The sequence below is a fragment of the Oceanobacillus caeni genome (assembly GCF_019037185.1).
In the GTDB taxonomy this organism is placed as follows: domain Bacteria; phylum Bacillota; class Bacilli; order Bacillales; family Amphibacillaceae; genus Oceanobacillus; species Oceanobacillus caeni.
On the sequence record NZ_JAHHXM010000024.1, the window covers coordinates 24,833 to 51,614 of the forward strand.

Consider the following 26,782-nt stretch of genomic DNA (forward strand, 5'->3'; position numbering starts at 1 on the left):
AAGGTTATTCAAAAAGTCCGGTGAAAATGACACGTCGATGTTTCTAGTTGGCTTGCTTTTCCGTTCCTTGGAAAAGAAAACCACTTTTCCGGCGTGCAAGAGCGTCTGCTCACGTATTAATTGCATACGTTCCGCTACTCAGAGCTACGCCGCCTCGAACTTCTTGGTCCTTTTCATCCACCTTTTTGAACACGTATTTTTTATTTTTATTTTTCAAACGGTCCAATTTTAAACAACAGTTCCTCTTCATGTTCTAAACTTGGAAAGTCATCCGAAGTAAAATAATCACTAATTACCCAATTTGTCTCAAACTTTCTTGCAAGGCCTAAGAATAAACGCTTTGAAGGAGTATTTGACGGTGATACGGTCGCTTCAACATAGTGAACATTTTCACTTGTATCACGGTCAAGTAACTGTAACAACATCTTTGTTGCCAATCCATTTCCCCGTTCAGATTCATGAACTGCAACCTGCCAAATAAACAACGTATCTTCCTTTTCTGGATGAATAAATCCAGAAATAAAACCAACGACTTTTTGTGCACCTTTTCTTACCACTACAATAGAAGTATCGGAAAAAATCTCACACCACATTAAATAGCTATAAGAAGAATTGAGATCTAAATTTCCAGTATGTTTAACAAGCTCCCAAACAGAAGCCCCGTCATCTTTATTCGGCTTACGGAAATGGTATTCCGTGGTCTTTATATTCAATCTATCCACTACTTCTGAAATATTAATGATTTCACCTCCGAGAAAATTTTTATTATTCAATACGTTAATTAGCTTAAATGGTAAAAAATGTTTCGTCAAAATAGATAAAATTGGATAAGATGTGTTTAAACATCATGCGCTACCATTCATAAACAATACATGCCAAAACCTATTAAATACTAAGCTATAGTGTCAAATAATATGTTTTTTAAATAATCCTGTATAATCAAAAACTAGCAATCCCTTATGGGGCAAGGGATTGCTAGTTTTTGATATTTACTTTATCTTCGTCAATACTTTTTTCATTTATGATCATTTTAATCATGTCTTCCAATAAAACCGGAGTTTCTACAAAGGCATTTTGTATATGCAAACGTTCCGAACGTTTATGTGGATCTTTGCCGAAAGGACCGACATTTAATACAGGAGCTTGCAGTTTTTGCATATCTTCAAAGGGGATAGAATACGTATCTCCCCAAACCGGTGTATTCTCTTCAAATGCACTCCACCCTTCCTTAGGACCGTTATAATTAACATAACTTAAATCACAAATACCATTAAAGTAATGGATTTGACTAATCGTCAGTTGATATTTTTCCTTTGCCCTCTGTATGATATATTCGGAGCATTTCTTGACTAATGGATGATTAGACGAATTAACTGCCGGATAATACGGAGGAGCAAGTAATACAACAATAGCCGGTGCCAACTCTTGACAATGAATCATCAATCGATCCGTCATACGAAGTGATTTTTCCCGGTCATCCCATTCCTCGTGATAATAAATATCAGATTTAATATCTTTAATGAATTCGGTACCAAACCTTTTCTCGGCATATTGTAATAAATCTTTATATTTAATAACTTTTACTTCGCCAATGGGCTCAGTTTCATTAGCTTTACATATATTTTTATAATCGTTATTACATTTTTTTGCCGCTTGTTTCGCTACTTGCTCGAACAGTTCGAAAACTTCTGATGCATTTTTTCTAAATACAAAAATATTATATAGTGCGGAAGAACGATAAGGGGTTTGAGTGGAATATAAAAGCCTTAAATCCGTTTGTTGTAAAGTTATTGGCAGAGGAGTTTTTTCATTGAACACCGTTTCTTGAAAACTAGCATTCCATTCCATTTCTCTCGTTAAATAAGAACTTATAAACGGTGAGGTCATCCCTTTTAATGATTCGCCTGCATGTGTCTCTTTCCCATAGAATAATGCAGCCGCTAATATTTTCCCAATGGAACCTGTGTAAAAATAGTGATGATCGTTATTTGGATTCTGGGAAAATACCGGTTCACTATTTAAAAACAAACTGTATGTTAAATGATGTTTCCTTTGTATCTCGATTAGTTTCGGAACCGCATGGCGCATCCCAGATGAATTTACTTCCTCATCAGGTACAGTAAGCAACAATAGATTAATTGGCCAACTTTCTACACTTGCTTTTTCAATTATACGCATATGCATCACAAGTCCCATCTTCATATCCATGGTGCCCCGTCCAAATAAATATTCACCAGATTCAATATCGTGAATAACCTCATTAGGTAAATGATCCGTTCGTTCTTTCCAAACCTTCGTTAATTCCTCCGGTTGTGTTGCAAGCGGTTCATCATCTCCATATTCTTCCGTATTTACCGTATCAAAATGACTAATGAAGCAAATCGTCTTTTTCGCTTTTGGATGTTTATAAAGTGCAGTTAGAAATTTTCTTCGTAGGTCAGCATCATGCAATTTAAGATATTCCGGATTTTTTTGAAAATAAGTCAAATCCTGTAGCTTTGCTTGTAATTTAATAGGAAACTGTCTTTCCCCTTCTGACAATGTCATACTTTTCCAACTAACAAGCTCCGCTAACAAACTCCGTAATTCTTCTGGTGTCTGCCATTTCATATTCTCCATCTCTCATTCATTCCTCCTATCCAAAAGGAAACAATCTATTCTTACCATATTATATTCATTCCATTATAATTTTGTCATAAGACAAGATAGAAAAAGATAAAATGGAAAAAGTGATACTTATTCAGTCGATTTTCTTTTATCTTCTACCTGAGTTAATACTTAACGGAGACAGATTATTATTTTAAGATATAAAGAAGACTTCCATCATTGGGGTTTTTCCCTCAGGCAGTTGATCTCCCACCTGCCTTCTTTGTTTCCCCAGAAGCTTGCAGGTGGTAGTTTTATTGCCTGTTTAGGTGGGAAATATAAATTCTTTTAGACTAAAGAAAGGTGAGGATACATTTGAAATCTGGCTTAAACATTCTTATCTTAGGTGGCGATAACCGCTACCTAGAAGTAATAAATATATTAGCTTCGAATAATATGAATATATTTTTAAATGGATTTAACAAATTATCTTTCGAGGATCCATCTATCCATAATCTAGAAACATCAGAAATTGATTTTAGTATCATGGATGCGATTTTACTCCCCGCATCCGGAACAGATAAAGATGGTGAAATAGAAGCTACATATTCTAATACATCGATTAGATTAACAGAAAAACAATTACAACAAACACCTGACCATTGTACGATTTATACTGGAATATCCAACGACTTTTTAGATAAAATAACGCACTCAAGTAATCGAAAAATGGTTCGTTTATTTGCTCGTAACGATATTGCCATCTATAATTCAATCCCTACCGCTGAAGCTACATTAAAAATCGCAATAGAAGAAACAGATGTAACGATACACGGATCTGAAGTTCTCGTAATAGGTTTTGGGAGAGTTGGAATAACGGTAGCTCGCCTTTTTGCAGCATTAGGAGCGAAAGTAACGGTTGCTGCCAGAAAGTCGGAACATTTTGCTCGCATAGCGGAAATGGGGTTAAAATCCATTGAGACCAGTAGGGTAGAAAATATCGTAACGAATATGGATATTTGCATTAATACGGTTCCCCATTCCATCATCGGTCCAAAAATCATAGATCAAATGAAATCCTCCTCCCTCATCATTGATCTTGCATCCAAGCCAGGTGGAACAGATTTTGATTATGCTAATGAAAAAGGGATTAAAGCCATTCATGCATTGGGGTTACCTGGAAAGACTGCGCCAAGAACGGCAGGAGAAATAATTGGCGGGGTTTTTTTAGAACTATTGCAAGCTTAGGAAAAACTTGACTTAGTGAATTCCTTTATTGCACTTATGCAGATCTTTACGTAGAGGCAAGTAATCGGATCCCCACAATGGGAGGAATCTAGAAGTTCCTTCCCACAACAAATGCTCACTTCTTAACAATTGGCTTTATTTACCAGCTATGCAATGTCCCATTTGATAATACTGCAAAAAGACATCAATCCCTCTTGTTTACTGGATTCATCACAAAATTCAAATATAATATTAATTACCTTTTTTATATCTGCCCCAAAAAATACATAGCTTATTGAACTTTTTGTGAAATTTATCTCAAACCATTGTAAATAGCTTTCTGTAATACTAGTATATTTAATGCCAGTAAGTGATAAATCTAGAAAAAAATAATGGATAACTCGAGAAAGGGGTACCTACATGAAATTAAAATGGGCTTTATTATCGTTAGTTTTCACTATGGCGTTAGTGTTAACTGGATGTGAGCCACTATTAGTCTTAAATCCACAAGGGCCACAAGCAGAAACACAAGCTAATGTTATATGGATATCTATTGCTACAATGGCCATCATTCTTATAATTGTTCTAGCAATTTTAATTACTGTGTTAGTTAAATATCGCGCATCCAAGCAGAGTGATGACTATGAACCTCCGCATATTAAGGGTAATCCTATTGTCGAAGGAATTATCGTTGGTTTTCCAATTTTAATTATTATCTTCTTAGGTATCGTTTCCGTTAACTCTGTATATAAAGTTGAGGCGACACCTGAGGGTTATGAAGACCAAGAACCATTAGTAATTTATGCTTCCTCATCTAACTGGAAATGGCACTTTAGCTATCCAGAGGAAGACATTGAAACAGTAAATGCTGTGTTTATTCCAGAAGATAGACCTATCGAATTTAAACTTTACTCATATGGTCCAATCACAAGTTTTTGGATTCCACAACTTGCTGGTCAAAAATATGCAATGGCTGATATGGTTACAACCTTACATTTAGCTGCGGATCAACCAGGTGATTACATGGGACGTAATGCAAACTTTAGTGGAGAAGGATTTGCAGAAAATATATTTGATGTAACTGTTTTAACACAAAAGGATTTTGATAAATGGGTGGACGACATCCATAATACAGCTGAACCTATTACAGAGAAAGAGTTTAATAAACTATTAGAACCCGGACATTTAGGTAAACTCTTCTACACAGGTACACATTTAGATTTCTCACCTGCACCTGAAGGAGAGCATGCTGGACATAATCACGGTGATGCATCTGAACATGAGGATCACTTAGAACACAGTCATCATTAATTCTCTATGAAACATCATGATTTTCAATTAAAGATTCTCGAAAGGAGATAAAAGCATGGAATTCTTTGAAAGATTTGCCATTCCTCATCCAAGTCCATTGATTTATGCATCAATGGTAGCAATTGGATTAGTATCCATTGCTATAATAGTTGGGATAACTTACTTTAAAAAATGGGGATATTTATGGAATGAATGGTTGACTACTGTAGACCATAAGAAAATTGGAATTATGTACATCATTTCAGCATTACTAATGTTATTCCGTGGTGGTGCAGATGCAATTATGATGCGTCTTCAAACAGCTGTACCTGAAAATTCATTTTTAGACGCACAACATTATAACGAAGTATTTACAACACATGGGGTTGTAATGATCATGTTTATGGCTATGCCATTTATTATCGGTTTAATGAACTTTATCGTGCCATTACAAATTGGTGCGCGCGATGTAGCATTTCCTAGATTAAATGCCATTAGCTTCTGGCTATTCTTTTTCGGTGCTATGTTATTTAATCTGTCCTTTGTTGTTGGTGGATCACCAGATGCAGGTTGGACAAACTACTATCCACTAGCAAGTAATGAATTTAGTCCTTCTGTAGGGGTTAACTACTATAACTGGGCACTGCAAATTTCAGGTATCGGTACATTAATGACTGGTATTAACTTTATAGCAACCATTCTAAAAATGAGAGCACCTGGAATGAAGTTAATGAAAATGCCAATGTTCACATGGGCAAGTCTTTTAACTAACGTTATTATCGTATTTGCTTTCCCTGTATTAACCATTGCACTAGTTATGGGGACTTTCGATAGACAATTTGGCACACACTTCTTTACAAGTATGAATGGCGGAATGGATATGATGTGGGCCAACCTATTTTGGGTTTGGGGCCACCCTGAGGTATACATTCTAATTTTACCGGCATTCGGTATTTATAGTGAAATAATTTCTACGTTCTCACAACGTAATTTATACGGATATAAATCTATGGTTTGGTCTATGGTTCTTATTTCCTTATTTTCATTTACGGTTTGGCTTCACCATTTCTTTACAATGGGCCAAAATGCGTTTACAAATAGTATATTCTCTATTACTACTATTGCCATTGCGATTCCTACAGGGATTAAGATCTTTAACTGGCTATTAACGATGCGTAAAGGAAAAATCAGATTTACCGTACCAATGCTCTATTCGATAGCCTTCATTCCCCTATTTACAATAGGTGGGGCTACAGGGGTTATGCTTGGTATGGCAAGTGCTGACTACCAATATCATAATACGATGTTTTTAGTTGCACACTTCCACAATGTTATTATTCCTGGTGTTGTATTTGCTGTACTAGCAGGATTCACTTATTGGTGGCCAAAAATGTTTGGTTTTATGTTAAATGAAAAAATTGGTAAATGGGCTTTCTGGTTCCTTTCAATTGGTTTCTGTTTAGCATTCTTCCCAATGTATATAACTGGTCTTAATGGGCAAGCACGTCGTATGTACACATACTCAGAAGCAACTGGATTCGGACCATTAAACTTGCTTTCCTTCTTCGGGGCAGGACTAATGGCAATCGCTTTTGTACTAATTGTATACAATGTGTACTACAGTTTCCGTCATTCACCAAGAAATGTTGGAGATGATCCATGGAATGCACGTTCATTAGAATGGGCAACCCATAATCCAGTACCTGAATATAACTTTGCCGTTGCACCAGAAGTAAAATCTTCTGAAGCCTTATGGGATCAAAAGAAACATGGTCATAAGCTATTTAATAAAGAATATGAAGAAATTCATATGCCAAATAAGAGCGGCGTTCCATTCATTATGGGAGTATTATTCTTTATATTTGGCTTTTCATTTATTTTTGCAATTTGGTTAGGCGTCATCCTCTCTGCTATTGGAATATTTGCATGTATGATATACCGTACATTCGAGCAAGATCATGGATTTCATATATCTGTGAAGGAAATAAAAGAGACGGAAGAAAAATTTGGAGGTGCTGATAAATGAAATTAGATCACTCACAGCCTCTAGAATACAGTACCGATCAAAATCGTTTAAATATCCTAGGCTTTTGGATATTCCTAGGTGCTGAAATTATGCTATTCGCAACACTTTTTACATCCTACTTCGTTTATGAGGATCGTATAGGAAGTGGACCATCTGGTGCTGATATTTTTGAAATTACACCAGTATTAATTGAAACTATCATTCTTCTAACAAGTAGTTTTACAATTGGTCTTGCCATTCATGCAATGCGCATTAATCGCACAAAAGCAATGACTGTATTTTTAGGAATTACGCTTCTTCTTGGAGCTGCATTCCTGGCAACAGAAATCTATGAATTTAATCATTATTATCATATTGGGGCAACGTTACAAACTAGTGGGTTTACCGGAATACTACTCACTACGCTTGGTACTCATGGAGCCCACGTTACGTTAGGTTTATTCTGGGGTGCGATGATTTTAATACAAATTATGAAACGTGGATTAACGCCACAAATAGCAAATAAATCATTCATATTCTCCTTATATTGGCATTTCTTAGATGTAGTCTGGATCTTTATTTTCAGCTTCATCTACTTGAAAGGAATGATGTAAGATGAAAGAATTATTTCCTATGAAACAAGTAAATGGTTTTATATTCTCTATGCTACTTACGGTGATCGCACTCAGCGTTTACTTCTTAGATATGTCGTATAGCGTAGCTCTAACTATATTACTTGTAACAGCATTCATTCAAGCAGGTGTTCAATTAGTATTATTTATGCATGCCGGTGAAAGTGAGGATAAGACCTCCATATACACTACTACGTTTTATGCACTAAGCATTGCATTATTTACTGTTTTTGGTTCCTTATTAGCAATGATTTGGGGCTACATGTTTTAAGGCATTTAAAGACCATCCAGAAAATGGATGGTCTTTTTATATTCCGCTTCTTTTTCTTTTTAACATTTCCTCTGTTGAAACAAGGAATATGCTCATGATAAAAATAAAAACTCCTCCCATTACCGTGCCATACCCTATTCCAACCACATCTGAGTAACCGTTTACAAAACCATATAGAAATAAAAGTGTCCCAATTGTAATTAAGGACCCACAAATAACCTTTGCCGCACTGAGTAATCGTAAATTAGATTTCATAATCTAATCCCTCCTTTTCCTTTATTATCCTATTTGTTCACACTTTTGTCAAATGTTTATTAATATTTTATGATACTTTAAAATAATTGTTGACATTTAATTTATTACCCTGATTAATTAATCCGTAAACATTACCCGTAGACAATAGGCGAAATTCCAATTTCCTACCCTACCATTCATACGCTTCATTCAGTTCTGTTTTGTTGATTTTCTTTATTCCTTGTCACTGTAATTGCTCTATCAATATCAAGGTGTGGTTTACCACGTAATGCATGATTTACAAAAATATTCATTGATTCTTCTTTGCTGTCTTTAGACATATCCTTCCCTCCACATCACAATAATCAGTCCTTCCTAGTCTGTACTAATATTTTCATATTCAAACACTGGATCCGGGCTTTTGTTCCTCCGACTCCCCTTGCACTATTTCTTATAAACCCGTCTATCCTTTTTGACTGCTGATATTTCGGTGACGATTGCCGATGGTTTTTCTTATAAAACCATGAATACTCCCATCACTTAATCTCCTACAAAATTTGATGTAAGGGTTTCTTGGGTACCAAAACAAAATGTATGTTCCTATAACTATTATCAAAAAAGGAAGTGAAATACAAAGGATAAAACCGTCAGTTCACTAGTCTGAACTAGTATTTCCATATTTAAAAACAATCCTTCTAAACCAAGAATTGAACCATTGATTTTAAACGATTATATAGACAATCACATAGTCATTTAATGAATATACACATAGTATAAAGTGAAACTGTTCAAGGAAAGTGGGTGAAATGTCTATGGGTGATTCATCAAAAAATTTTAAAATGCCACAAAAAGTAGTAGAGGTAATGATTGATAATATATTTAGAAAAAATGACATTAAAAAGGAAGAAATTAAGAAAAATATATCGGAAGAACAAAAAATAATGATCAAAGAAATGATTGAAGACTTAAAACAACAGGTTGAACAATTTAATAAGAAGAATGATGAAACAAAAGAATAGCACAATAGGTCTATGAGTGCCTATTTGAGTTTTTTGTTTATGGTATGGATCCTAAATGAAATAAATGAGTTGCATGTTGCAAGGAAATCATGAGTTAAATGACAGAATATCTCAAGTGTGAATGTTCACTTGGGATATTTTTTTGGAAACTTTGTATTAACTTCTTTAATATCAACCCATATGAAGAAGAATTCCATCAGTGGGGGGTTCCTTCATCCCCTACTGATAATTAGGTGTGCCAGTGTGCCAGGCATGCGCACATTCTCTAGAGTTGAAGTCCCGAACCATGAAGGCAGTAGTAGTGGTTCGCCTAAGACAAGGGTGTCTGGAGCGACCCAGAATTTGAAGGAAGTCGGCGGCAAATCTCCGCCCTTAGGGACACGAACTTCATATGAGGCTAGATGCACTTGGGTAAGACTGCCTAACAAGTCAAAGCCCTTACTGCCAAAAGGTGCATAGAATAAATGAAGTGGGGACATGGAAAGGAAGAGTGTGTGCTTACCCTGTGAGGTCTGATAGAAATGCGGTACACCTACCGTAACCGAACATGTGAATGTTCGCTGAACTATCAGAAGTCAGCAGAAGCTGTAGTACTGGGTACTTCTAGAATATCCGGGAAGAGCTGAATCATTTGAGAAGAATTGTTGCATTGCGTACGCAATACTTGATAAAGCAGAAACATATAAACCTTCCTAATGGAGGAAGGGTGAATCCCGTGGGGGACATTAGAAGGGTTGAAAGTAATTGCCACCCAAGAAGATCGGACAATTCACGTAGGAGTTAGATATCATGTTGGAGCGAATCCTATCACGAGAAAACTTAATACTCGTAATAAAGCTTGTAGAACGAAATAAAGGAAGCCGCTGTTTAGATGAGATGCCTGTACAAAACCTACGAGCGCATATCATGGAACACTGAGCTTCTATTCGAGAACAACTCGAAGAAGGTACCTACTATCCACAACCCATTCGTCGTGTCGAAATCCCGAAACCAAACGGCGCCATGTGTTTGACGAATAGGTAGGGACTTTCTATGTTTGGTCGTCCGTATTTGAGATAATCGATTTTCAAGGGGTTCTTTTGCATGAAGCATTAAATTCATTGAAAGAAAACTTAAATTAAAAGTAAATGAACAGAAAAGCGCAGTAGACCGACCATGGAAACGTCAATTTCTTGGATTTTCTTTCACTTTCCATAAAGCGAACCCAAAGATTCGGGTTTCTAAAGAAAGTATCAAACGTTTTAAACAACGCATCAGAGAACTAACCTTTAGAAAGAAGTCTATGAATATACAGGATTGAATCGAAAAGCTAAATCGATACTTAGGCTAGGCTAAGGAAAAACGTAGGAATGGGCAAACACAAGAAAGACTTACTGGCGTATAGCCAAAAGGCCAATCCTGCATAGAGCGCTAGGCGACCGATACTGGTAAAACCTAGGCTTAAAGTGTCTACTTAAATGATATCAAACAATACGTTGGACTTAAATGAAACCGCCATATACGGAACCGTACGTACGGTGGTGTGAGAGGTCGAAGGTTAGTCACCCCCTCCTACTAGATTCGCCCTTATCGAACCATTACGGGCAGTTGGTTTCCCACCTACCCTCTTTGTTTCCCCAGAAGCTTGATCAGGAAGTCTTACTGCCCGTTTAGGTAGGAGAAATAGACCTATAAATAAATTAATATATATTTCAAGATATTAGCTAGGGCATAAGCTGGTAGGCTTATTTATTAAATTATATTTCTCTAGTGAATCTGTACAGTCCTACTTAGTAAAAAGACCATAAAGTATTGTATAAATAAGGAAAGGAGTGTTAGTATGACAGTTTTTAGAAAATCCGATTCAGACAGAAGTAACACTAGATATTTTTATTTGGATGACAACGATTGTCATTCCAACCACCACTGTTATTCTGAACCAATGGATGAAGAAACTCATAAAGAGGGTAATTTTTTTGATAGCCCTGAGGCTACAGTCGTGGCTGAATCCGGTGAGTTTTCTTTTATGGATCAGGAATCCGCTGAATTAATATGGGTGAAAGAATCCTGTGATATTACAATAAATACAACAGATACCCAAGCAGCTGTTTCACTTCAAGTGGCTTTACAATTGGCAATTGCTATTGTAGTAAGTATCACAATAGGCGATAGTGATCGAAGTGATCATGTTTCTGATCAACTGTTACAACTATCTAATATTGAACAAACAAATAAACAAAAAATTTATATTTACAATACAAAAGATGCTACTGTTACTACAACAGATACAGATGTGGCTATCAATGTTCAAATATTACTACAAATATTACTGACGTTAGTAGTATTGGTGGATATCTTATAAATTACTAAAAAGGGGTGAACAACATGTCAAGATTGAAAGAATGGCGAGCTTTAGATCATTGTGATACTACAGGTGGTGATAATGCTACAATTGAAAAAGATTCAGATCAGTTAGCAAAGACACAACAAGTTTCCGATGAATGGATCATTATTAAAGATTCCGAAAAGGTTAATGTTACAACAACTGATACACAAGCAGCTATTTCATTACAAGCTGGTATTCAAGTTGCCATTGCAATAGTTCTTAATATTACTATTGCTGATTCAAACCGAGCTGAGCAAGTCTTCGATGATCTTAAACAAGTGATTAAGACAAGGCAAGCAAATAGACAGAAAACAATTGTTGAAAAATCAGTAAACGTAGAAATCACTACTCAAGATACAGATGTAGCAATTAATATTCAACTATTACTTCAAATTCTTGTTGCGATTGTTCTACTATTAGACGTTCTATAAAATGGAGCTTATCTAGAGGGGAATAGAAAAACTAACACCTACTCCCCCACTATCAAATTTTTCTTTAGCATGTTCTTTTTCTGTCTACAACCTTTAACCAAAACTTTAATGGAAAGGAATGATGATAAATGCCTCTAACAGACCGTCAAAGAGCTTTATTGCAATTGATTAGTCAATTGAACCAAAACTTAATTTCAGATACGTTAGGTTTAGTTGATTTTGACCTAGATCTAGGTCTAGATTTAGGTATTAGTTTGGGTGGTAATAATGGTAATACTCCCCCACCAGATAACGAGCCAGGAACACCGCCAAGCACAATTACAGAATTATTGTCATCTTTAGTGAATGAGTTAGTGGAAATCACTACTCCTTTTGGCACAATAACAGGCACATTGCTTCAAGTTCTAGACGACTATATTGTCATGTTGGAAAACACTGGTGATAGAGTATTAGCCCGTATTGACAAAATCGAACTAGTTAACGAATTATAAGGAGGGATTTAAGTGTTCCAAGAAACATTCGCTGCCGAATTAGCCAATCGAATTGGTTCAACGGTTGAAATAGCTACCGATAATAATTTAGTAGAAGGTATCCTGTCAAGCGTTACTCCGGAACTAGTTCTCGTTCTTGAGGTGAATGATGGCTATGGCGGCAATATAAAAATTTATTTGTCACTAGGTGCAATTAACTTTGTCCGCTTTCCTCAGGCTGCTTAATAAATGATCATTTTAGGGATACATCGGATTTCATACGGTGTATTCCTTTTAATTTATAAATGGAGGGTTTGATTTGAAAGATATCACTGCAATTTTAATTAACTATACCAACCCAAATTTCTTGCACAGGGCAATAAACTCCCTTAATACTATTCGTACTAGACTTAAATCTATTATTGTTTTAAAAGAAAAGAAATCAATTGTCGATCATACCTATAACTGGATAGAGAAAATTGAATTTATAGCGATCAAAGAACACGACTTAAGAAAAACAATAAATCAGATTATTAATCAAATTGAAAGTACCTACATCTTCTTCCTCCAAAATACAGAATATGTTTCTCCAACTTTAAAAGTTCATAGCCTTAACCTTCCACAAACTAAGGAAGTAATGGAAACGATTGATCATAATAACATCCATCAACCTGTACTCATCCGCACCTTGTTTTTAAAAAAGCAACCTTTTTTTCCTATCCCCTTTAAAGAGGCACTGCTACCCTCTTGGCTCAGCAACATCAACAGTTCTTATAGATATGTTGAAAAAAACATTGTAAAACAGGCAAGAAATGATAGTTCTAAAAATCAAATTGTGAAAAACGAGTTTATACAAAAGTATCAAAAAGATACTGAAACGAATAATCCAAGTCTTGCTGTCGTTATTGCAAATTATAATATGGAAAAGTATATAGAAACCGCTATTACATCCTGTCTACTTCAAAATGAAAAACCCGAACAAATTTTAATCATCGATGATGGTTCCACGGACTCCTCTTATGAAAAAATTCAAAAATGGAACGATAAAAGAGAGGTTAATATTTTTCACCAGGAAAATAAAGGGAAAGCCCAAGCATTAAACCATATACTCCCTAACATAACATCTGATTTTATTTTAGAACTTGATGCAGATGACTGGCTTGATCCCGATGCCATTTCCACGATTAAAAAGTATTTAATACATCTCGATCAGGATATTTCGGTATTGTACGGTAATCTTAGAAAGTGGAAGCAATTAACAAACAGGGATGTCCTCTATAAAAGGATTGCTAAAGGCATGCCAGTTATTAAACGAAAAGATTTATTAAATTATCACTTTCCACTTGGACCAAGAATTTATCGAAGCTCTACATTAAAGCAAGTTGGAGGATTTCCAGTGATTGATTTCGAAAATGGCCATCTTTACGAAGATGTGAGTGTTTTAAACCGCTTAATTAATTGTTCTCGAATCGAATATAAGGATTTTACTGTATATAATGTGCGAGACCACAGTGAAAGTATCACTAAAAACAATCTTTCCAAATGGAAGGATTTTATTAAAACACTGTAATATAAATAAATCATGTAAAAAATACCCAAGTGAACTTCCCCTGTCATGTGGATGGGGAATATTCACTTGGGTATTTTTTTATTTACTTTCAAAATAACGCTCCACGGAAGAAATAATATAATTTTGATTTCGGAAAGTTAATGTAGGGGAAATAGGAAGAGCTAATATCCTTTCAGCTGTTTCTTCTGCGATTGGGAAATCTCCACTCTTATAATTCAAATAATCAAAAGCTTTCTGAAGGTGAAGGGGAATCGGATAATAAATGGCGGTGGCAATTCCAGAGTCGTTTAAATAGGATGCAAGTTCATCCCTTTCATCTAATTCAATACAATACTGATGAAAAGTATGTTCCCGATTTTTAGCTATTGACGGAGTTGTTAAATAGGAAGGCAGGTTTTCTGTATACATTCTAGCTACTTCTTTTCTTTTATGCAGAAAAATATCTAAGAAGTTAAATTTGACTAATAATATAGCCGCTTGGATTTCATCCAATCTACTATTCATACCGATAGTTGAATGATGATATTTTTTTTCACTTCCGTGGTCTCTAATCTTTTTAATCTTTTCATAAATATGTTTATGATTGGTTGTTATAAACCCCGCATCACCGAACGCTCCTAAATTTTTTGATGGAAAGAAAGAAAAACAACCAACATCCCCTATTGCTCCAACCCTCCTACCATTAGACTCAGTTCCAATAGCTTGGCAGGCATCTTCTATTACTTTCAAATGATGAGTATTAGCTATCCTCATTATTTCCTTCATGTTTGCGGCTTTTCCAAACAGATGGACGACAAGAATTGCTTTTGTATTTTTGGTTATTACTTTTTCAATATTAGAAGGATTCATATTGTATGTTTCTTTTTCAATATCAACAAAAACAGGTGTAGCCCCTGCCTCCGCAATCGCCTCTGCGGTGGCAAAAAAAGTAAACGGAGTTGTAATAACTTCATCTCCTGGACCGATATCTAATGCTTTTAGAGCCAATAATAAAGCATCCGTACCATTTGCTGTACCGAGCCCATAAGAAGCCTCAACGTATGATGCAATAATTGTTTCTAATTGTTTTCCTTTTTCCCCTAGTACATAAACCCCACTATCTAAGACTTCTGTCATCATTTCTAAAATAGGTGTTCTCATTAGCTTTAATTCCTCTTTTAAATCAATCATTGGTATCTTTTTAAAGTTATTGTTTGACATTTAACCATCATTCCCTATTCCTAGATACGTAATTCCCAACTTCGATATGCTATTTTTATCCAGTTTATTCCGACCATCCATTATAATTTTACAATTATTAAATATTCTAAAATCTAAGTTTTCATATTCTTGATGGAAAGCTTGAAGGATGACAACATCCATTTTAGATATATCTAATGAGTCTAGTGACAAAGGGTTGATATGGAATCTTTCAATTTCACTATCGGAGAACAGTGGATCATTTACAAATACGTTTGCATTTTTATCTTTTAATTGGTCTATTAATAGTAATGTAGTAGATTTTGTTGTCTCCTTTACATTTTCCCTATAAGCCAATCCTAAAATAAGAACATTTTTATTCTCTAATTCCCCTATCTCTTTTTCAACTTTGGAAATCGCATAATGAGCCATATGATCATTTATTTGTCTTGAAAGAGGAGTCAGTCCTTGGTCTAGACCTTTATTAATGAAGAAATATGGATAAATTGGTATACAATGCCCCCCAACACCAATTCCTGGAGAGTGAATATTGGAATATGGTTGACTATTACTAGCCTCTATCACTTCTGATATTTGAACGTTTTGCTTTTCGGCAAATAAACTTAATTCATTGGCAAGTGCAATATTTACATCACGATACACACATTCTGCGACTTTCGAAAATTCAGCAGTCTCTAAAGAACTTACTTCCATTACTTCACATTCTAAAGCACGTTTATAAAAGTTTTTAGCAAGCTCAAGGCTTTTTTCATCTATTCCTCCCACCACTTTGGGATAAACGTTCAAATCCTGTATGATTCGGTTTGAATAAACTCTTTCAGGACTATAAGCTAAATGAAAATCTTTTCCCATCGTTAATTTTGATATTTCTTCTACTTTCCTTCCAAATCTATTTTTCGTTGTTCCTGGTGGAAGAGTTGTTTCAAAAACTAATAGAGAACCTTTCTTCATTCCCTTAGCTATTTCCTGAACAGCCAAATCAATATATTGATAATCAATATGATTCTCTTCATCAACTAATACCGGAACAATAACTATAATAATATCTGATTGACTGACTGCTTCAGATGTATTAACTGTCGCACTAAGTGTTTGTTTCTTATAAGCGTTATAAACAAGTTGTTCTATACCTGGTTCGTTCATTATATGTGATTTTCCTTGATTAACCGTGTCAACAACTTTTTGGTTTATATCTGCACCTATAACTCTATATCCATTATTGGCGAATACAGCTGCTAAAGTTAGTCCAATCTTTCCTAGTCCAACAACCGTCACTACTGCCAACGGTTCCATAGGTTAGCCTCCTTCGTATTGATTTTAATTTTTATAGTATTTATATTATTAAATGAGTTGTTGAACGGATTGGACTTATTGTATGGTTTAGAAAAAATTGGCTAAGATCTATTAGCTTAACTTTTAAAGAAGACTTCCACCTACTGTTTCCCCACAAGCTTGAGTCGGGAGTCTTACTGCCCGTTTAATTGAGATAAATCTTTCATTAATTTGTCATAAATTGCAAAAAGTTTTTTCTCCATATGCTCCCAACTGTACGTTGATTCCATTATCCTTCGTGCATTTACACCCATACTTTGGATTTTCTCTCTATTGGAATTTAGCATCAGAAGAGCTTGAAAATAATCTTCAGCAGTAGCATATAGTTTTTTAACGATGTGACCGCATTGGTATGTTTCAACAAATCGTTCTATATCCTTGCCCTGATTAGCTAAAATTGGAACACCATTATTTAAATAACTAAAGAACTTGTTCGGCATGGCAAATCTATGATTTAAAGAATTCGCTGCATTTACGTCTACCCAACCTAAATCAACATCCTTCATAAAATGAGGAATTAAATCATAATTAACCCAACCAGAAAACTCTAACTTTTCCTTTAAATGAATTGGAATTTGTTGAATGAGTTCTTTATCAGACTCTTTCTTCCCTCCAATAATTCTTACTTTTAAATCAATCTTTTTATTACTCATTTCCAATAACTTTAATAATTTTGGGTAATTTCCCCTTTTTTTATTTAAAGTACCTTCGTAGGCTAGTAGAAGGCCGGATTGGGAAACGTTTCTCGGTTCATAGTTAGGGGCTAGTGGCGGAGAGTTATAAATGACTTCTACCTGGAGATTAGAGTCAATCGAACGATACCATGATTGAATAGATGGTGATACAGTAATGACATAATCCGTTTCTCTTAACATCGCTCTTAACATTTCTGTTTTCACTTTCTTTTTATTTTGTGACTGATCTATTAAAGGGTCTGGTTCTAATTCATGGCTATCATAAATAACTTTACATGGTTTTCCCTTACCAGCTAATACCCGTTTCACTCCAATAGCCGCATACAATGAAAAAAACTCATGTGCATGATAAATATCCGCTTTCTGCTCAACTCCTAATTGGAACAAAGAATCTGTAAAACGGTGATGACTTCGAGATTGCAAATTAGATCCTAAATATTTTAAATGCTTTTCATAAGTTATCTGTTCATACGTTACTATCTTAATCCCTTCATATATAAACGTTTTTTCCAGAAAACTATCCTTAAAAATAGCACCGTTTATATCAAAGAGGTAACCATTCTTCCTCGGTACAATCATGGTTACGTCATAGCCAATTTTCATTAAACTCTTCGCTTCCTTCTTGTATATACGCGCATCTAAAAAAGGGTGTTCAGTTATTAAAAAGCAAACACTTTTCCCCATTTTATCCTCCTTCAAAAAATCATAGTTTACCTATTTAATGTTTGCTTAAATAATACTTTTGTTTTTCACTCAATAACTTAATAAATAATATTATTAATTAAGTTATTGAATTATTCATATAATCTTATACTTTAGCATTCATTACCTGCCTAATAAACAGGTTTTAGCAATATATGCCCTCAACCTTACAACTATATTGGAATAAGATGGAGAAGCAGTAATTACTTTTAGGAGGATTAAAAAAACAAATGAAAATGCCAAACTTTACTACACGTTTAAAAACAGTTAGCAATCACCGTTATAAAATTAAATTCATGGAAGATGGGTATCCCGGGAAGGATTTAGGAGAAACGGTTGCTTGTCATCCGATTTATGGAGTATATGTCATAAGAGACTACCTGTTTCAATTCAAAAAAACGAAAGATATCAACTATCAAAAAGCAGCGATGAGAGTTGCTGATGCAGCTATTCATAGAATGGAAAGTTTTAAAGATACATTGGTGTTTTGGTACAAATCAAACTCTGCCTTTAACTCTATGAATAGAGATTATTATTCTGGTTTAACACAATCATACTATGCCGAAGTCTTTGCACAACTTTATGCCTCAACAAATAAAGAAAAATACAAAGATGCAGCCCAAAAGGTTTACCATAGCTTAAAAATTCCAGTTACTGAAGGTGGGGTCTTTCATCATTCCTTATACGGGCCAAGTATACAGGAATACCCTATGGAGCCAAATGGCTATGTTCTAAACGGGTGGCTGTCAGCGATATCTTCAATTAAAAAATATGCTGATATCATACAAGACAAAGATGCAACTAAATTTTGGAATAAAAATCTAAATACATTAGCTAACTTACTCCCTTTATATGATGCACCACAATTCGCAAATTCTAGATATACATTAAACGGCAGTACAACTATTAAGATTCAATCAACTGCAGGTAATATGGAGCTACAAGGAATTCATTTAAACGTTCCTGGGGAAGGGACATTTGAATTATTAGTTGATGATAAAAAAAATATATGAATTGTATTCATGATAATTCAGTGGTAAAAAAAGGACAGAAGATTTTCACCAAAAATCAATCCGCATTAATAAATGTATTATTAAGCAGATATTCATATCCTGAGACAAACGAAATTACGATTCATCTAGTTAGCGAAAACGCAGGATTGTTGACTCTCTCTATGATAAAACCAAAGTATTCTGCTAAAACTATGAAACCTGACAAATCTGTGGTGCTAGATAAAATTCCAATTCAAAAAGGAAAAAATGTCATCAAGGTTAAAATACCTTGGCAACACTTAGAGGCACTAGGAAATCCCACTACTTTTAAACAATTTGGCAATAAATGGCATAATGTTTATCACTTCATACACATTAATAGACTTGAAGAATTTTATCATATCACGCAAGACAAAAGATTATTGCATTATATAAACAAATGGAAGAAATATGTAGATTCATGGAGTAATAATCCATTATATAAGGGAGTGGAAACAGTTCCCTATAAGTAGTTACTTCTTAGTAATTCAAGGAGGATAAAAATGAAAAAAAAAGTATGTATGTTAATACACACCCATTCTTTTTTAGATTCTAGAATATTTAAAAAGGAAGCCAAAACGTTACAAAAGAATGGTTATGACGTAACAATGATTGTACCTAGGGTTAAAGGGAATTTATTTGATATCGATAAGGCTCCTTTTAATGACCGTTTCTTACAACCAAGTTTTATGCACGAAGATATAAAAATAGTTACCTATAAAATAGAATCTTTTAAACCCTCCCCCATCGAAATGCAAAGCCACATAGATCATGGTAATCATACCAAATTCGAAAATCCACTAACACAACTCGGACTGGAAGAAAAAGCAGATATTTATCATGCCCATGAGTTAGGTTCATTATATGCAGGTATTGGCATCAAACGAAAGATGAAGGAATTACACAATACAGAAGTAAAATTAATATACGATAGTCACGACCTAATTCCGGATCCATTAGATAATAAAACCATTCCACAAAAAAGGAAAACAGCAATGTTAAAGTTACTAAATACCATGATTAAAGAAATTGATCAACTTATAACGGTATCTCACTCCATCAAATCCTGGTATCTTTCAAAAAATCCATTGCTTCCGGTTGAAATTATTTACAATTCTCCTCCTCTTGCCAAACCATTTGAACCTAAAGATTACAAGAATAACAAACTTACGGTTTGTTATGAAGGTCATATTGCAGATAACAAAAAAGGAAGCAGGGATAAAATATTCGATATTACAAATATATGTTCAAAGCAAACCGACTTTAACTTTAAAATAATTGGCGGTGTATTACATGGACACTCCTTAACTGTCCCAGATAATTTGAAGAAACATGTAGAGTTAACAGGTTGGGTTGATTATCATTCCATTTCAAAGCATATGGAGAATGTTGATATTGGTTGGATTGATTTTGATGATTTATCCCAATCCCTTAATCGATCCTATGCATTACCTAATAAATTTTTTAGTTATTTAAACAATGGAATCCCTGTAGTTGTTAATAAATGCCATGAGATGGAAGAATTTATTCGAACACATAAGTGTGGGCTTGTTATCAATAAACCGAAAGCGACAGCACAAGACTACGCAAGGGCGTTTCTATATTTAAATAAAAATAGAGCAAAACTAACACAAATGAGTGTAAATGCGAGAAAGGTAATGGAAAACTTATATAGCTGGGAACACATGGAAAAAAGGTTGTTAAATGTCTATGAATCGTTAATAAATGGTAATAGCCCATTCATTCTATAATAGTGGGGGGAGCTTTTTACCCCCCACGAATTATCCTATAAATTTTTTCCGATGTTTTTCCATCTCCAAATAACATTGGGTAGGAATCTGGTTCCTTTTTAGCTGATATTTCTTTTAAAATTTTCTGGTGATCAGACGCACCAACAATACTATTCCATTTTGCTTCTACCGTTTCAATCCATTCTGTTTCATCCCGCAACGTGATACAAGGAACTTGAAGCATATAAGCCTCCTTTTGAACACCTCCAGAATCAGTTAATATCATCTTTGCTTCGCTTTCTAAAGCAAGCATATCAAAATAATTCAAGGGTTCAATCGTATGAATATGGGAGGCTGTGATCATGGATTCCAAATTCCAATGCTCTATCTTTTTCTTTGTTCGCGGGTGCAATGGAAGTACTACAGGCCTATCTAATTGGGACAGTACCTTCAACAATGTTTGAAGTCTATCCATTCTATCCGTATTTTCCGCACGATGAACGGTAGCAAGGTAATAATCTTTCTTGTCAAGATTCAACCTGCTAAAAAGGGTAGAATGTTTTAAAGCTTCAGACTTAAAATGAAGAACCGCATCATACATAATATCACCTGTTATAAAGACCCTATCTTTTATCCCTTCCCTCTTTAAATTACTATGAGCACTTTTCGTTGGACAAAATAACCATGTAGAAAGATGGTCCGTTAAAAGTCGGTTAATCTCCTCCGGCATCTTTTTATTAAAACTACGCAGCCCTGCCTCTACATGGGCAATTGGTATATGCAACTTTGAAGCCGCTAAGCTACCTGCAAGGGTAGAATTGGTATCCCCATAAACAAGAACGATATTAGGTTCTTCTTTGAATAAAATAGATTCAATTTCTGATAACATTCTTCCCGTTTGATTCCCGTGAGTACCAGATCCAATCCCTAGATTATAATCTGGCTTCGGAATTTTCAACTGGTCAAAGAAAATATCGGACATATTTGCATCATAATGTTGTCCTGTATGAACTAATATTTCTTTTATGTTAGGATCTTTCTGGAATAATCTTGATAACATGGAAACTTTTATAAATTGTGGCCTTGCTCCAACTACAGTTACAATTTTCACGATAAATCCCCCCTTCTAGGAATTAATCTTTCGAGCAGGAACGCCAACAACAGTAATATTTTCTTCTAAGTCTTTAGTAACAACGGAACCAGCACCTACTATTGTATTTCTGCCTATTTTAATTCCTGGAAGTAGTGAAGCATTGTTCCCAATCTTTACTCCCTTTTCGATATATGCTCCTTTTAAAGAGTATGGTTTAGTCCCCATATACTTATCATTCGACATCGAGACACAAGGTCCGATGAAAACATCATCCTCCAGCGTTGTATCCCCAGTTACATATGCAAGTGTTTGAATGGTGCAATTTTTCCCTATTTTTGAATTCAATTCTACAATAGCTGCTCTTCCAACAACAGTTCCTTCCCCTATTAAGACATTCTCTCTAATGCTTGCATGATCACCAATAAATACATTTTTGTCAATATGTGTCCCTGAATAAACGGAAGCCAAATTTCCAATTCTAGTCCCTGATTGAATAATTAATGAAACATTTTCCTGTGAAATTTTTCTCATTCTTTTGTTGACCGCCGGTTTTATACCTAATACACAGCTGTTTCCAATAACAACATCATCAGCGATTTTAGTGCCTTGTAATATAGTGGTGTGATGACCGATTACGACATTTTCTCCAATTGTCACACCTTTTTCAATAACGACATGACTTCCTAACTCTACACTTTCTGGAATGACAGACAAAATAAATCCCCCTTATTAAAAAACAATGCTTTCCATTCTTTCAACTAATTGCCGAGCTCTTATTTTAACGGAGTGGTTTTCGTGAATAAAATGATAGCCTTGTTCAGCAATTTGCTGTCGTTTAATTTCATTCTTTAAATAGTATGCAGCCTTCTCTTTAAAGTTGTTTTCATCGATTGGAACAAAGTGTGTACCTGGAATAAAACCAATATCTTCCAGTTCCTTGAATGTAGGTGCTAAAAGTAACGTATTACACGCTAAAACCTCAAAATATTTTCTGACAGGATAATAATATATCGATGGGCACGTAAAAAAGATCTTGGCTCGATTTATCTCCTTAGCGTAATAGGAGCCAATAAAATGTTGGGTTTCTTCCTGTTCATTAAATGACTTATATCCCGGATGCTCGTGGTAAACAAAATTAGAGTTTTCTTTATATGTGTTACGTATTTTTTTTCTTAATGGATAAATATCGTTTACCGCCCCCATCATTAATAGATGAATAGTCTTTTGTTTATGATAATCCCTATAAATTTTTGTATTAATAAAATGAGGAAACCATTCCATTTTATGTTGAAATTCTGGGTAAATTTCGATGAATTTATCTCGAGCTATTGTGAATAAATAAGGTATTTTATTTTTGGAAATAAAATTTCTTCGATGATTTGTAAATCGATGAACATCATTAATAAATAATCCTACGGGAATGTCAATGTTCGCTAAACCCTTAATTAAAGGAGAAAATTTTTTGCCTATATCATTTAATAATAAAATAAAATCTGGTCGGATAGATAATTTTTTGAGAATAGAACTGATATGTCCATTTTTTCTCCAGAATGTGACATGTGCTATCTTAACAAGCTCCTGTTCAAGATAATAAAAGTTTTTGTTCAAAAGTTGAGATGTATCTTCAGCAATAAATAATATATGAATCATACCCACCCTTTCTTAGATTTGTAGTTAAAGAGCCAATTTATCTCTTTCATTACCATCGTCCATATCAATTTTTAACCAAAACATAGTATATATTAGGAGTTCAACAAATATGAGGAGGTTAAATATGAAAATCGGAGTAATCGGTATTGGGAAAATGGGAGAAAATCATGTTCGAACATACTTATCCCTTCCAAACCATTGCGAACTCGTGGGTATATACGATATAGACGAAAAGAGAGCAAATGAAATTGCTAAAAAATATCAGATTAAACCTTTTCATTCTTTAGATAACCTTCTCCGATCAGTTGATGCTGTTAGTATTGCTGTACCAACAGAATTTCATTATAAAGTTGGCTTATCTTGTATAAAGCATAACGTGCACATGTTAATGGAAAAACCAATTACTAGTACAGTAGATCAAGCAAAGGATTTGATTAATCGGGCAAAAAAAGCTGGTATTAAACTACAAATTGGTCACATTGAACTCTTTAATCCATTAATACAATTCCTAAAAAATAAATTGCAAACTGAGAAAATTGTAGAAATTGTTCATTACAGAATGAGTCCACATGATGATAGAACGAAAGATATTGATGTGGTGAAAGATCTAATGATTCATGATTTATATATCTTAGATGAACTCCTTAAAGATGACTATAGCGATTTGTATTCCCTTGGGAAAGTAATAAATGGAATCCCAGAACACGCTGTTACTATGATTAAATCTTTAACAGGAGTGACAGCTCAGCTAACTGCAAGTTTTAAATCTATAAGGAAAGTTAGGACGATTAACGTCGTCACAGAAGATGCCTTTTTTGAGGTTGATATTTTAAATAACGTGATGAAAATCTCTCGCTCTATTAAAGAAGATAACAGTGATATTCCAGTACCGATTATAGAAACCATTCAATTTGACAGCTCTATAAAGCCATTAAGCCTACAAGTATTAGATTTCATGAATTGTATTAATAAAGATGGAAAACCTAAAGTGACCGGAGAAGATGGATTGAAAATATTATTTTTGACGAATAAAATTAGCGAATCTATTATTCATTCAAATGAAAACAAGGATAAATAAATGGGTATTCCCTGCCTTGGGGAATACCTTATTTTTTATTTGGAGTGGTAAAACTGTATACTGTATTAAAATACTACCGTCTTTTTTTTCTTTTTCCACAACCACAACCTGACTTTTTCCTTCTCCTTGAATATGTTACTTCCTTTGATCCCTTTTTTGATTGGTGTTTCTCCTTCATTTCCATTCCTCCCTGTTAAAATTAAAAATCTGTGAGTCTATTTACTACAGATTCCAAAAATCCTGCCGCACCTGTAATTGCAAGAACGATAATGACGAATTCCATAACAGTCGGCCAAACATAATAAAGCCCTAACAGCAAAACTGCACACCATACTCCTGTGCACCAATAACAGCTAAGTAATTCGCCTACCCATTTTTTAATTCCATTTCCTTTTATTTGTATATATGTTACAACTGTTCCATCCTCTTCTACTTCTTCCACTTCCTCTATAAATGGTGATCTTAAAAATGCGGTTATTTTATCAAAAACAATCAATCTAGTTAATCGAAATGTTGCCAATGCTAACAATAAAAATTCGAAAACTGATAAATTCATTTCATCATCCTCTTTAATGAACGTATTGAAAAAAACGTATTGTATTGTATGAGTTTTAATAACAATTGGTATAGGCAGCAACGTACAGAGTAATGGCAATTTATCATGAAGAACATATTGTAATAATGAAGACCTCCATCAGTTATCGGATCTTCACGGGCAGGATAAATATTGTAAAGGAGGGAATGGATTGAGTGTTATCAATACAAAAAAATGGTTAGATCAAGAATCCTATAATCCAATCAAACTTTGTAAAAAATTAGAACCTTACTTTAATAAATTGGATGCCCAAAATATTTATCATTATTTAACATTAAACGGAATGTTTCGTAAATCTAAAGCAGTAGAAAATAATTTCATAAAGGATCCAAATAAAATTTATAACATCATTAAACGGGAACATCAGAGCCTTAGGAAGGAATGGCATGGCCCGGATATTCCTATTATTATCTTACCTTCCGATCCAATGAATCAAAAATTAATAAAAGAGTTCAATGGGAAGTCTGGACTAGCTTTTAAGGATAAGTTATTTCTTTTTTTATCTAAGAAAAATACGACGGACGAAATTCGGGCATTGTTCGTTCATGAATATAATCATGTTTGTCGGTTGAAACATTACAAAAAAAAAAGGAAGAAAAGTTCACATTACTTGATACGGTTATTCTTGAAGGGTTAGCTGAACATGCGGTATTAGAAAGGTTTGGAAAAAAATACCTAGCAAGCTGGACCTCTTACTATGACTCCTCCATCCAACAAAAATTATGGAAAAGGTTTGTTCAACCTAACAAAGACATTTCTGTCCAAAACCCAAAGCATAACCATATCCTTTACGGTTTAAAGTTATATCCTAAAATGACTGGTTATTCCGTTGGTTATTATTTAGTTAATAACTATATCCAAAAACACAACACAGCTATTAAAGACATGTTAAGTATGGATTCAACAAGGATTGCGTCGATTTCAACTTAGAATTTTATTCATTACACATAGCCCAAATTACCTCAATCTAGACGTACACCCATATCATACAAACGCCCGACACATATAGTAATATTGTAAATCACTTTGGAGGTGATGTTTAAATGAGTAATGTTGAAGGTGGCTATGGTGGAGGCTTTGCCTTACTTGTAGTATTGTTCATACTATTAATTATTGTGGGCTCAGCTTACGTTGCCTGCTAAAGTAAAATAAGGATGGTTTCTTAAATAAATAAAAGGAGGAATTCAATAATGGGCTTCGGATGTGGATGTTACGGATACGGTGGTTACGGCTATGGTGGTTATGGACGCGGAAACGGATTTGCGTTAATCGTTGTTTTATTTATCCTTCTAATAATCGTTGGTGCAGCTTGGCTGTAAATTCTATCATTTAATATTGTTTAAGAAGGGAAACCATCCAACTGGTTTCCTTTTCTAATGATGGAAAATAGGGAAAGTAACGACTATAAGGAATAGGTAACCTTTACGGGCAGTTCATCTCCCACCTACCTTCTTTGTTTCCTTAGAAGCTTGAGGTGGGTTAAACAAGAATTTTTCTATCTATGTGTAAAATAGTTCTCGGGGATTTGAAACAAAATTCTAGAAAAAAAAGAAAAGGCGCTCTATCATAAATGTAT

Annotated in this window: 29 protein-coding genes and 1 pseudogene; 19 read left to right on the forward strand and 11 right to left on the reverse strand. The window is 34.5% G+C overall.

Annotation, left to right across the window (positions count from 1 at the left end; genetic code table 11):
• Nucleotides 1–206: 206 nt before the first annotated feature.
• Together ectA and KM885_RS12590 are read right to left on the reverse strand one after the other, a co-directional pair.
• Entirely contained in the window at nt 207–713 is a 507-nt protein-coding gene (gene ectA, locus KM885_RS12585) for a diaminobutyrate acetyltransferase (RefSeq protein ID WP_244987012.1), read from the reverse strand.
• Between the two features lie 262 nt (nt 714–975).
• A complete protein-coding gene (locus KM885_RS12590) occupies nt 976–2,619 on the reverse strand; it encodes a M20/M25/M40 family metallo-hydrolase (protein WP_216884083.1) in 1,644 nt (547 codons plus the stop codon).
• A 342-nt stretch (nt 2,620–2,961) separates the two neighbouring features.
• On the opposite strand from KM885_RS12590, the gene dpsA reads away from it, so the two are divergent.
• From dpsA to qoxD, 5 genes are all read left to right on the forward strand, one after another.
• The gene (dpsA, locus tag KM885_RS12595) at nt 2,962–3,834 is read left to right on the forward strand and encodes a dipicolinate synthase subunit DpsA (protein WP_216884084.1); all 873 of its coding nucleotides are present in this window, start codon (nt 2,962–2,964) and stop codon (nt 3,832–3,834) included.
• 399 nt (nt 3,835–4,233) lie between these two features.
• Nucleotides 4,234–5,124 (forward strand): cytochrome aa3 quinol oxidase subunit II, encoded by an 891-nt coding sequence (gene qoxA, locus KM885_RS12600; protein ID WP_216884085.1) that lies wholly within the window; start codon nt 4,234–4,236, stop codon nt 5,122–5,124.
• A 55-nt stretch (nt 5,125–5,179) separates the two neighbouring features.
• Entirely contained in the window at nt 5,180–7,129 is a 1,950-nt protein-coding gene (gene qoxB / locus KM885_RS12605) for a cytochrome aa3 quinol oxidase subunit I (protein ID WP_216884086.1), read from the forward strand.
• The gene (gene qoxC / locus KM885_RS12610; protein WP_216884087.1) at nt 7,126–7,722 is read left to right on the forward strand and encodes a cytochrome aa3 quinol oxidase subunit III; all 597 of its coding nucleotides are present in this window, start codon (nt 7,126–7,128) and stop codon (nt 7,720–7,722) included. The genes qoxB and qoxC overlap by 4 nt, the downstream gene beginning before the upstream one ends.
• Before the next feature lies 1 nt (nt 7,723).
• Nucleotides 7,724–8,011 carry a cytochrome aa3 quinol oxidase subunit IV gene (qoxD, locus tag KM885_RS12615; RefSeq protein WP_216884088.1) on the forward strand — a complete coding sequence of 96 codons (288 nt, stop codon included), beginning with the start codon at nt 7,724–7,726 and terminating at the stop codon, nt 8,009–8,011.
• Between the two features lie 36 nt (nt 8,012–8,047).
• Here the strand turns inward: qoxD and KM885_RS12620 are convergent, their stop codons facing one another.
• Nucleotides 8,048–8,266, reverse strand: coding sequence for a hypothetical protein (locus KM885_RS12620; RefSeq protein ID WP_216884089.1), 219 nt, complete (start codon nt 8,264–8,266; stop codon nt 8,048–8,050).
• Between the two features lie 185 nt (nt 8,267–8,451).
• Complete coding sequence (locus KM885_RS18115; RefSeq protein ID WP_276516080.1) at nt 8,452–8,586, reverse strand: hypothetical protein; 135 nt, start codon at nt 8,584–8,586, stop codon at nt 8,452–8,454.
• A gap of 471 nt (nt 8,587–9,057) precedes the next feature.
• On the opposite strand from KM885_RS18115, the gene KM885_RS12625 reads away from it, so the two are divergent.
• From KM885_RS12625 to KM885_RS12650, 6 genes are all read left to right on the forward strand, one after another.
• Nucleotides 9,058–9,264 carry a spore coat protein gene (locus tag KM885_RS12625; protein WP_216884090.1) on the forward strand — a complete coding sequence of 69 codons (207 nt, stop codon included), beginning with the start codon at nt 9,058–9,060 and terminating at the stop codon, nt 9,262–9,264.
• A 1,873-nt stretch (nt 9,265–11,137) separates the two neighbouring features.
• Nucleotides 11,138–11,605 carry a spore coat protein gene (locus KM885_RS12630; RefSeq protein WP_047186305.1) on the forward strand — a complete coding sequence of 156 codons (468 nt, stop codon included), beginning with the start codon at nt 11,138–11,140 and terminating at the stop codon, nt 11,603–11,605.
• A 23-nt stretch (nt 11,606–11,628) separates the two neighbouring features.
• Nucleotides 11,629–12,060 carry a spore coat protein gene (locus tag KM885_RS12635; protein WP_047186258.1) on the forward strand — a complete coding sequence of 144 codons (432 nt, stop codon included), beginning with the start codon at nt 11,629–11,631 and terminating at the stop codon, nt 12,058–12,060.
• Between the two features lie 128 nt (nt 12,061–12,188).
• A complete protein-coding gene (locus tag KM885_RS12640) occupies nt 12,189–12,551 on the forward strand; it encodes a hypothetical protein (protein WP_047186259.1) in 363 nt (120 codons plus the stop codon).
• A gap of 12 nt (nt 12,552–12,563) precedes the next feature.
• Entirely contained in the window at nt 12,564–12,776 is a 213-nt protein-coding gene (locus tag KM885_RS12645; protein WP_047186260.1) for a hypothetical protein, read from the forward strand.
• 73 nt (nt 12,777–12,849) lie between these two features.
• Nucleotides 12,850–14,100, forward strand: coding sequence for a glycosyltransferase family 2 protein (locus KM885_RS12650; RefSeq protein ID WP_047186261.1), 1,251 nt, complete (start codon nt 12,850–12,852; stop codon nt 14,098–14,100).
• Nucleotides 14,101–14,178: 78 nt separating this feature from the next.
• Here KM885_RS12650 and KM885_RS12655 read toward each other — a convergent pair whose 3' ends face one another.
• From KM885_RS12655 to KM885_RS12665, 3 genes are all read right to left on the reverse strand, one after another.
• The gene (locus KM885_RS12655) at nt 14,179–15,300 is read right to left on the reverse strand and encodes a DegT/DnrJ/EryC1/StrS family aminotransferase (protein WP_216884091.1); all 1,122 of its coding nucleotides are present in this window, start codon (nt 15,298–15,300) and stop codon (nt 14,179–14,181) included.
• Complete coding sequence (locus KM885_RS12660) at nt 15,301–16,593, reverse strand: nucleotide sugar dehydrogenase (RefSeq protein WP_047186263.1); 1,293 nt, start codon at nt 16,591–16,593, stop codon at nt 15,301–15,303.
• A gap of 173 nt (nt 16,594–16,766) precedes the next feature.
• A complete protein-coding gene (locus KM885_RS12665; RefSeq protein WP_204797838.1) occupies nt 16,767–18,011 on the reverse strand; it encodes a glycosyltransferase in 1,245 nt (414 codons plus the stop codon).
• A 248-nt stretch (nt 18,012–18,259) separates the two neighbouring features.
• Here KM885_RS12665 and KM885_RS12670 point away from each other — a divergent pair, with 248 nt between their 5' ends.
• Genes KM885_RS12670 through KM885_RS12680 form a run of 3 tightly spaced genes read left to right on the forward strand, consistent with a single transcriptional unit; the run spans nt 18,260 to nt 20,811 of the window.
• The gene (locus KM885_RS12670) at nt 18,260–19,042 is read left to right on the forward strand and encodes a D-glucuronyl C5-epimerase family protein (RefSeq protein WP_216884092.1); all 783 of its coding nucleotides are present in this window, start codon (nt 18,260–18,262) and stop codon (nt 19,040–19,042) included.
• On the forward strand, nt 19,039–19,533 hold the full coding sequence (locus tag KM885_RS12675; protein ID WP_216884093.1) for a hypothetical protein: 495 nt from the start codon (nt 19,039–19,041) through the stop codon (nt 19,531–19,533). The genes KM885_RS12670 and KM885_RS12675 overlap by 4 nt, the downstream gene beginning before the upstream one ends.
• Before the next feature lie 30 nt (nt 19,534–19,563).
• Complete coding sequence (locus tag KM885_RS12680; RefSeq protein ID WP_204797840.1) at nt 19,564–20,811, forward strand: glycosyltransferase; 1,248 nt, start codon at nt 19,564–19,566, stop codon at nt 20,809–20,811.
• 16 nt (nt 20,812–20,827) lie between these two features.
• On the opposite strand, the gene wecB is transcribed toward KM885_RS12680, so the two are convergent.
• From wecB to KM885_RS12695, 3 genes are read right to left on the reverse strand one after another with little or no spacing between them, the layout of a single operon-like run.
• Nucleotides 20,828–21,901, reverse strand: coding sequence for a non-hydrolyzing UDP-N-acetylglucosamine 2-epimerase (gene wecB / locus KM885_RS12685; protein ID WP_204797841.1), 1,074 nt, complete (start codon nt 21,899–21,901; stop codon nt 20,828–20,830).
• Between the two features lie 15 nt (nt 21,902–21,916).
• The gene (locus KM885_RS12690; RefSeq protein ID WP_244987013.1) at nt 21,917–22,597 is read right to left on the reverse strand and encodes an acyltransferase; all 681 of its coding nucleotides are present in this window, start codon (nt 22,595–22,597) and stop codon (nt 21,917–21,919) included.
• Between the two features lie 15 nt (nt 22,598–22,612).
• Nucleotides 22,613–23,533 carry a glycosyltransferase gene (locus KM885_RS12695; protein WP_216884094.1) on the reverse strand — a complete coding sequence of 307 codons (921 nt, stop codon included), beginning with the start codon at nt 23,531–23,533 and terminating at the stop codon, nt 22,613–22,615.
• A gap of 124 nt (nt 23,534–23,657) precedes the next feature.
• Here KM885_RS12695 and KM885_RS12700 point away from each other — a divergent pair, with 124 nt between their 5' ends.
• Complete coding sequence (locus KM885_RS12700) at nt 23,658–24,611, forward strand: Gfo/Idh/MocA family protein (RefSeq protein ID WP_216884095.1); 954 nt, start codon at nt 23,658–23,660, stop codon at nt 24,609–24,611.
• Between the two features lie 199 nt (nt 24,612–24,810).
• Here the strand turns inward: KM885_RS12700 and KM885_RS12705 are convergent, their stop codons facing one another.
• A complete protein-coding gene (locus tag KM885_RS12705; protein WP_216884096.1) occupies nt 24,811–25,167 on the reverse strand; it encodes a DUF1360 domain-containing protein in 357 nt (118 codons plus the stop codon).
• 190 nt (nt 25,168–25,357) lie between these two features.
• Between KM885_RS12705 and KM885_RS18120 the strand changes: the two genes are divergently transcribed.
• The 4 genes and pseudogenes from KM885_RS18120 to KM885_RS12720 all read left to right on the forward strand — a co-directional run.
• Entirely contained in the window at nt 25,358–25,843 is a 486-nt protein-coding gene (locus KM885_RS18120; RefSeq protein ID WP_276516081.1) for a DUF2268 domain-containing putative Zn-dependent protease, read from the forward strand.
• Complete coding sequence (locus KM885_RS18125; RefSeq protein WP_276516082.1) at nt 25,768–26,136, forward strand: DUF2268 domain-containing putative Zn-dependent protease; 369 nt, start codon at nt 25,768–25,770, stop codon at nt 26,134–26,136. The genes KM885_RS18120 and KM885_RS18125 overlap by 76 nt, the downstream gene beginning before the upstream one ends.
• A gap of 113 nt (nt 26,137–26,249) precedes the next feature.
• A complete protein-coding gene (locus KM885_RS12715) occupies nt 26,250–26,348 on the forward strand; it encodes a YjcZ family sporulation protein (protein WP_084824110.1) in 99 nt (32 codons plus the stop codon).
• A gap of 93 nt (nt 26,349–26,441) precedes the next feature.
• Nucleotides 26,442–26,525, forward strand: a pseudogene (locus KM885_RS12720) (YjcZ family sporulation protein); the annotation flags it as partial.
• Between the last annotated feature and the right edge of the window lie 257 nt (nt 26,526–26,782).

Excerpts from the sequence above, each read along its gene's own strand:
- KM885_RS12590 (WP_216884083.1), bottom strand. The coding sequence starts at position 2,619 with ATGGAGAATATGAAATGGCAGACACCAGAAGAATTACGGAGTTTGTTA.
- qoxA (WP_216884085.1), top strand. The coding sequence starts at position 4,234 with ATGAAATTAAAATGGGCTTTATTATCGTTAGTTTTCACTATGGCGTTA.
- qoxB (WP_216884086.1), top strand. The coding sequence starts at position 5,180 with ATGGAATTCTTTGAAAGATTTGCCATTCCTCATCCAAGTCCATTGATT.
- qoxC (WP_216884087.1), top strand. The coding sequence starts at position 7,126 with ATGAAATTAGATCACTCACAGCCTCTAGAATACAGTACCGATCAAAAT.
- qoxD (WP_216884088.1), top strand. The coding sequence starts at position 7,724 with ATGAAAGAATTATTTCCTATGAAACAAGTAAATGGTTTTATATTCTCT.
- KM885_RS12620 (WP_216884089.1), bottom strand. The coding sequence starts at position 8,266 with ATGAAATCTAATTTACGATTACTCAGTGCGGCAAAGGTTATTTGTGGG.
- KM885_RS18115 (WP_276516080.1), bottom strand. The coding sequence starts at position 8,586 with ATGTCTAAAGACAGCAAAGAAGAATCAATGAATATTTTTGTAAATCAT.
- KM885_RS12625 (WP_216884090.1), top strand. The coding sequence starts at position 9,058 with ATGGGTGATTCATCAAAAAATTTTAAAATGCCACAAAAAGTAGTAGAG.
- KM885_RS12635 (WP_047186258.1), top strand. The coding sequence starts at position 11,629 with ATGTCAAGATTGAAAGAATGGCGAGCTTTAGATCATTGTGATACTACA.
- KM885_RS12640 (WP_047186259.1), top strand. The coding sequence starts at position 12,189 with ATGCCTCTAACAGACCGTCAAAGAGCTTTATTGCAATTGATTAGTCAA.
- KM885_RS12655 (WP_216884091.1), bottom strand. The coding sequence starts at position 15,300 with ATGTCAAACAATAACTTTAAAAAGATACCAATGATTGATTTAAAAGAG.
- KM885_RS12660 (WP_047186263.1), bottom strand. The coding sequence starts at position 16,593 with ATGGAACCGTTGGCAGTAGTGACGGTTGTTGGACTAGGAAAGATTGGA.
- KM885_RS12665 (WP_204797838.1), bottom strand. The coding sequence starts at position 18,011 with ATGGGGAAAAGTGTTTGCTTTTTAATAACTGAACACCCTTTTTTAGAT.
- KM885_RS12670 (WP_216884092.1), top strand. The coding sequence starts at position 18,260 with ATGAAAATGCCAAACTTTACTACACGTTTAAAAACAGTTAGCAATCAC.
- KM885_RS12675 (WP_216884093.1), top strand. The coding sequence starts at position 19,039 with ATGAATTGTATTCATGATAATTCAGTGGTAAAAAAAGGACAGAAGATT.
- KM885_RS12680 (WP_204797840.1), top strand. The coding sequence starts at position 19,564 with ATGAAAAAAAAAGTATGTATGTTAATACACACCCATTCTTTTTTAGAT.
- KM885_RS12695 (WP_216884094.1), bottom strand. The coding sequence starts at position 23,533 with ATGATTCATATATTATTTATTGCTGAAGATACATCTCAACTTTTGAAC.
- KM885_RS12700 (WP_216884095.1), top strand. The coding sequence starts at position 23,658 with ATGAAAATCGGAGTAATCGGTATTGGGAAAATGGGAGAAAATCATGTT.
- KM885_RS12705 (WP_216884096.1), bottom strand. The coding sequence starts at position 25,167 with ATGAATTTATCAGTTTTCGAATTTTTATTGTTAGCATTGGCAACATTT.
- KM885_RS12715 (WP_084824110.1), top strand. The coding sequence starts at position 26,250 with ATGAGTAATGTTGAAGGTGGCTATGGTGGAGGCTTTGCCTTACTTGTA.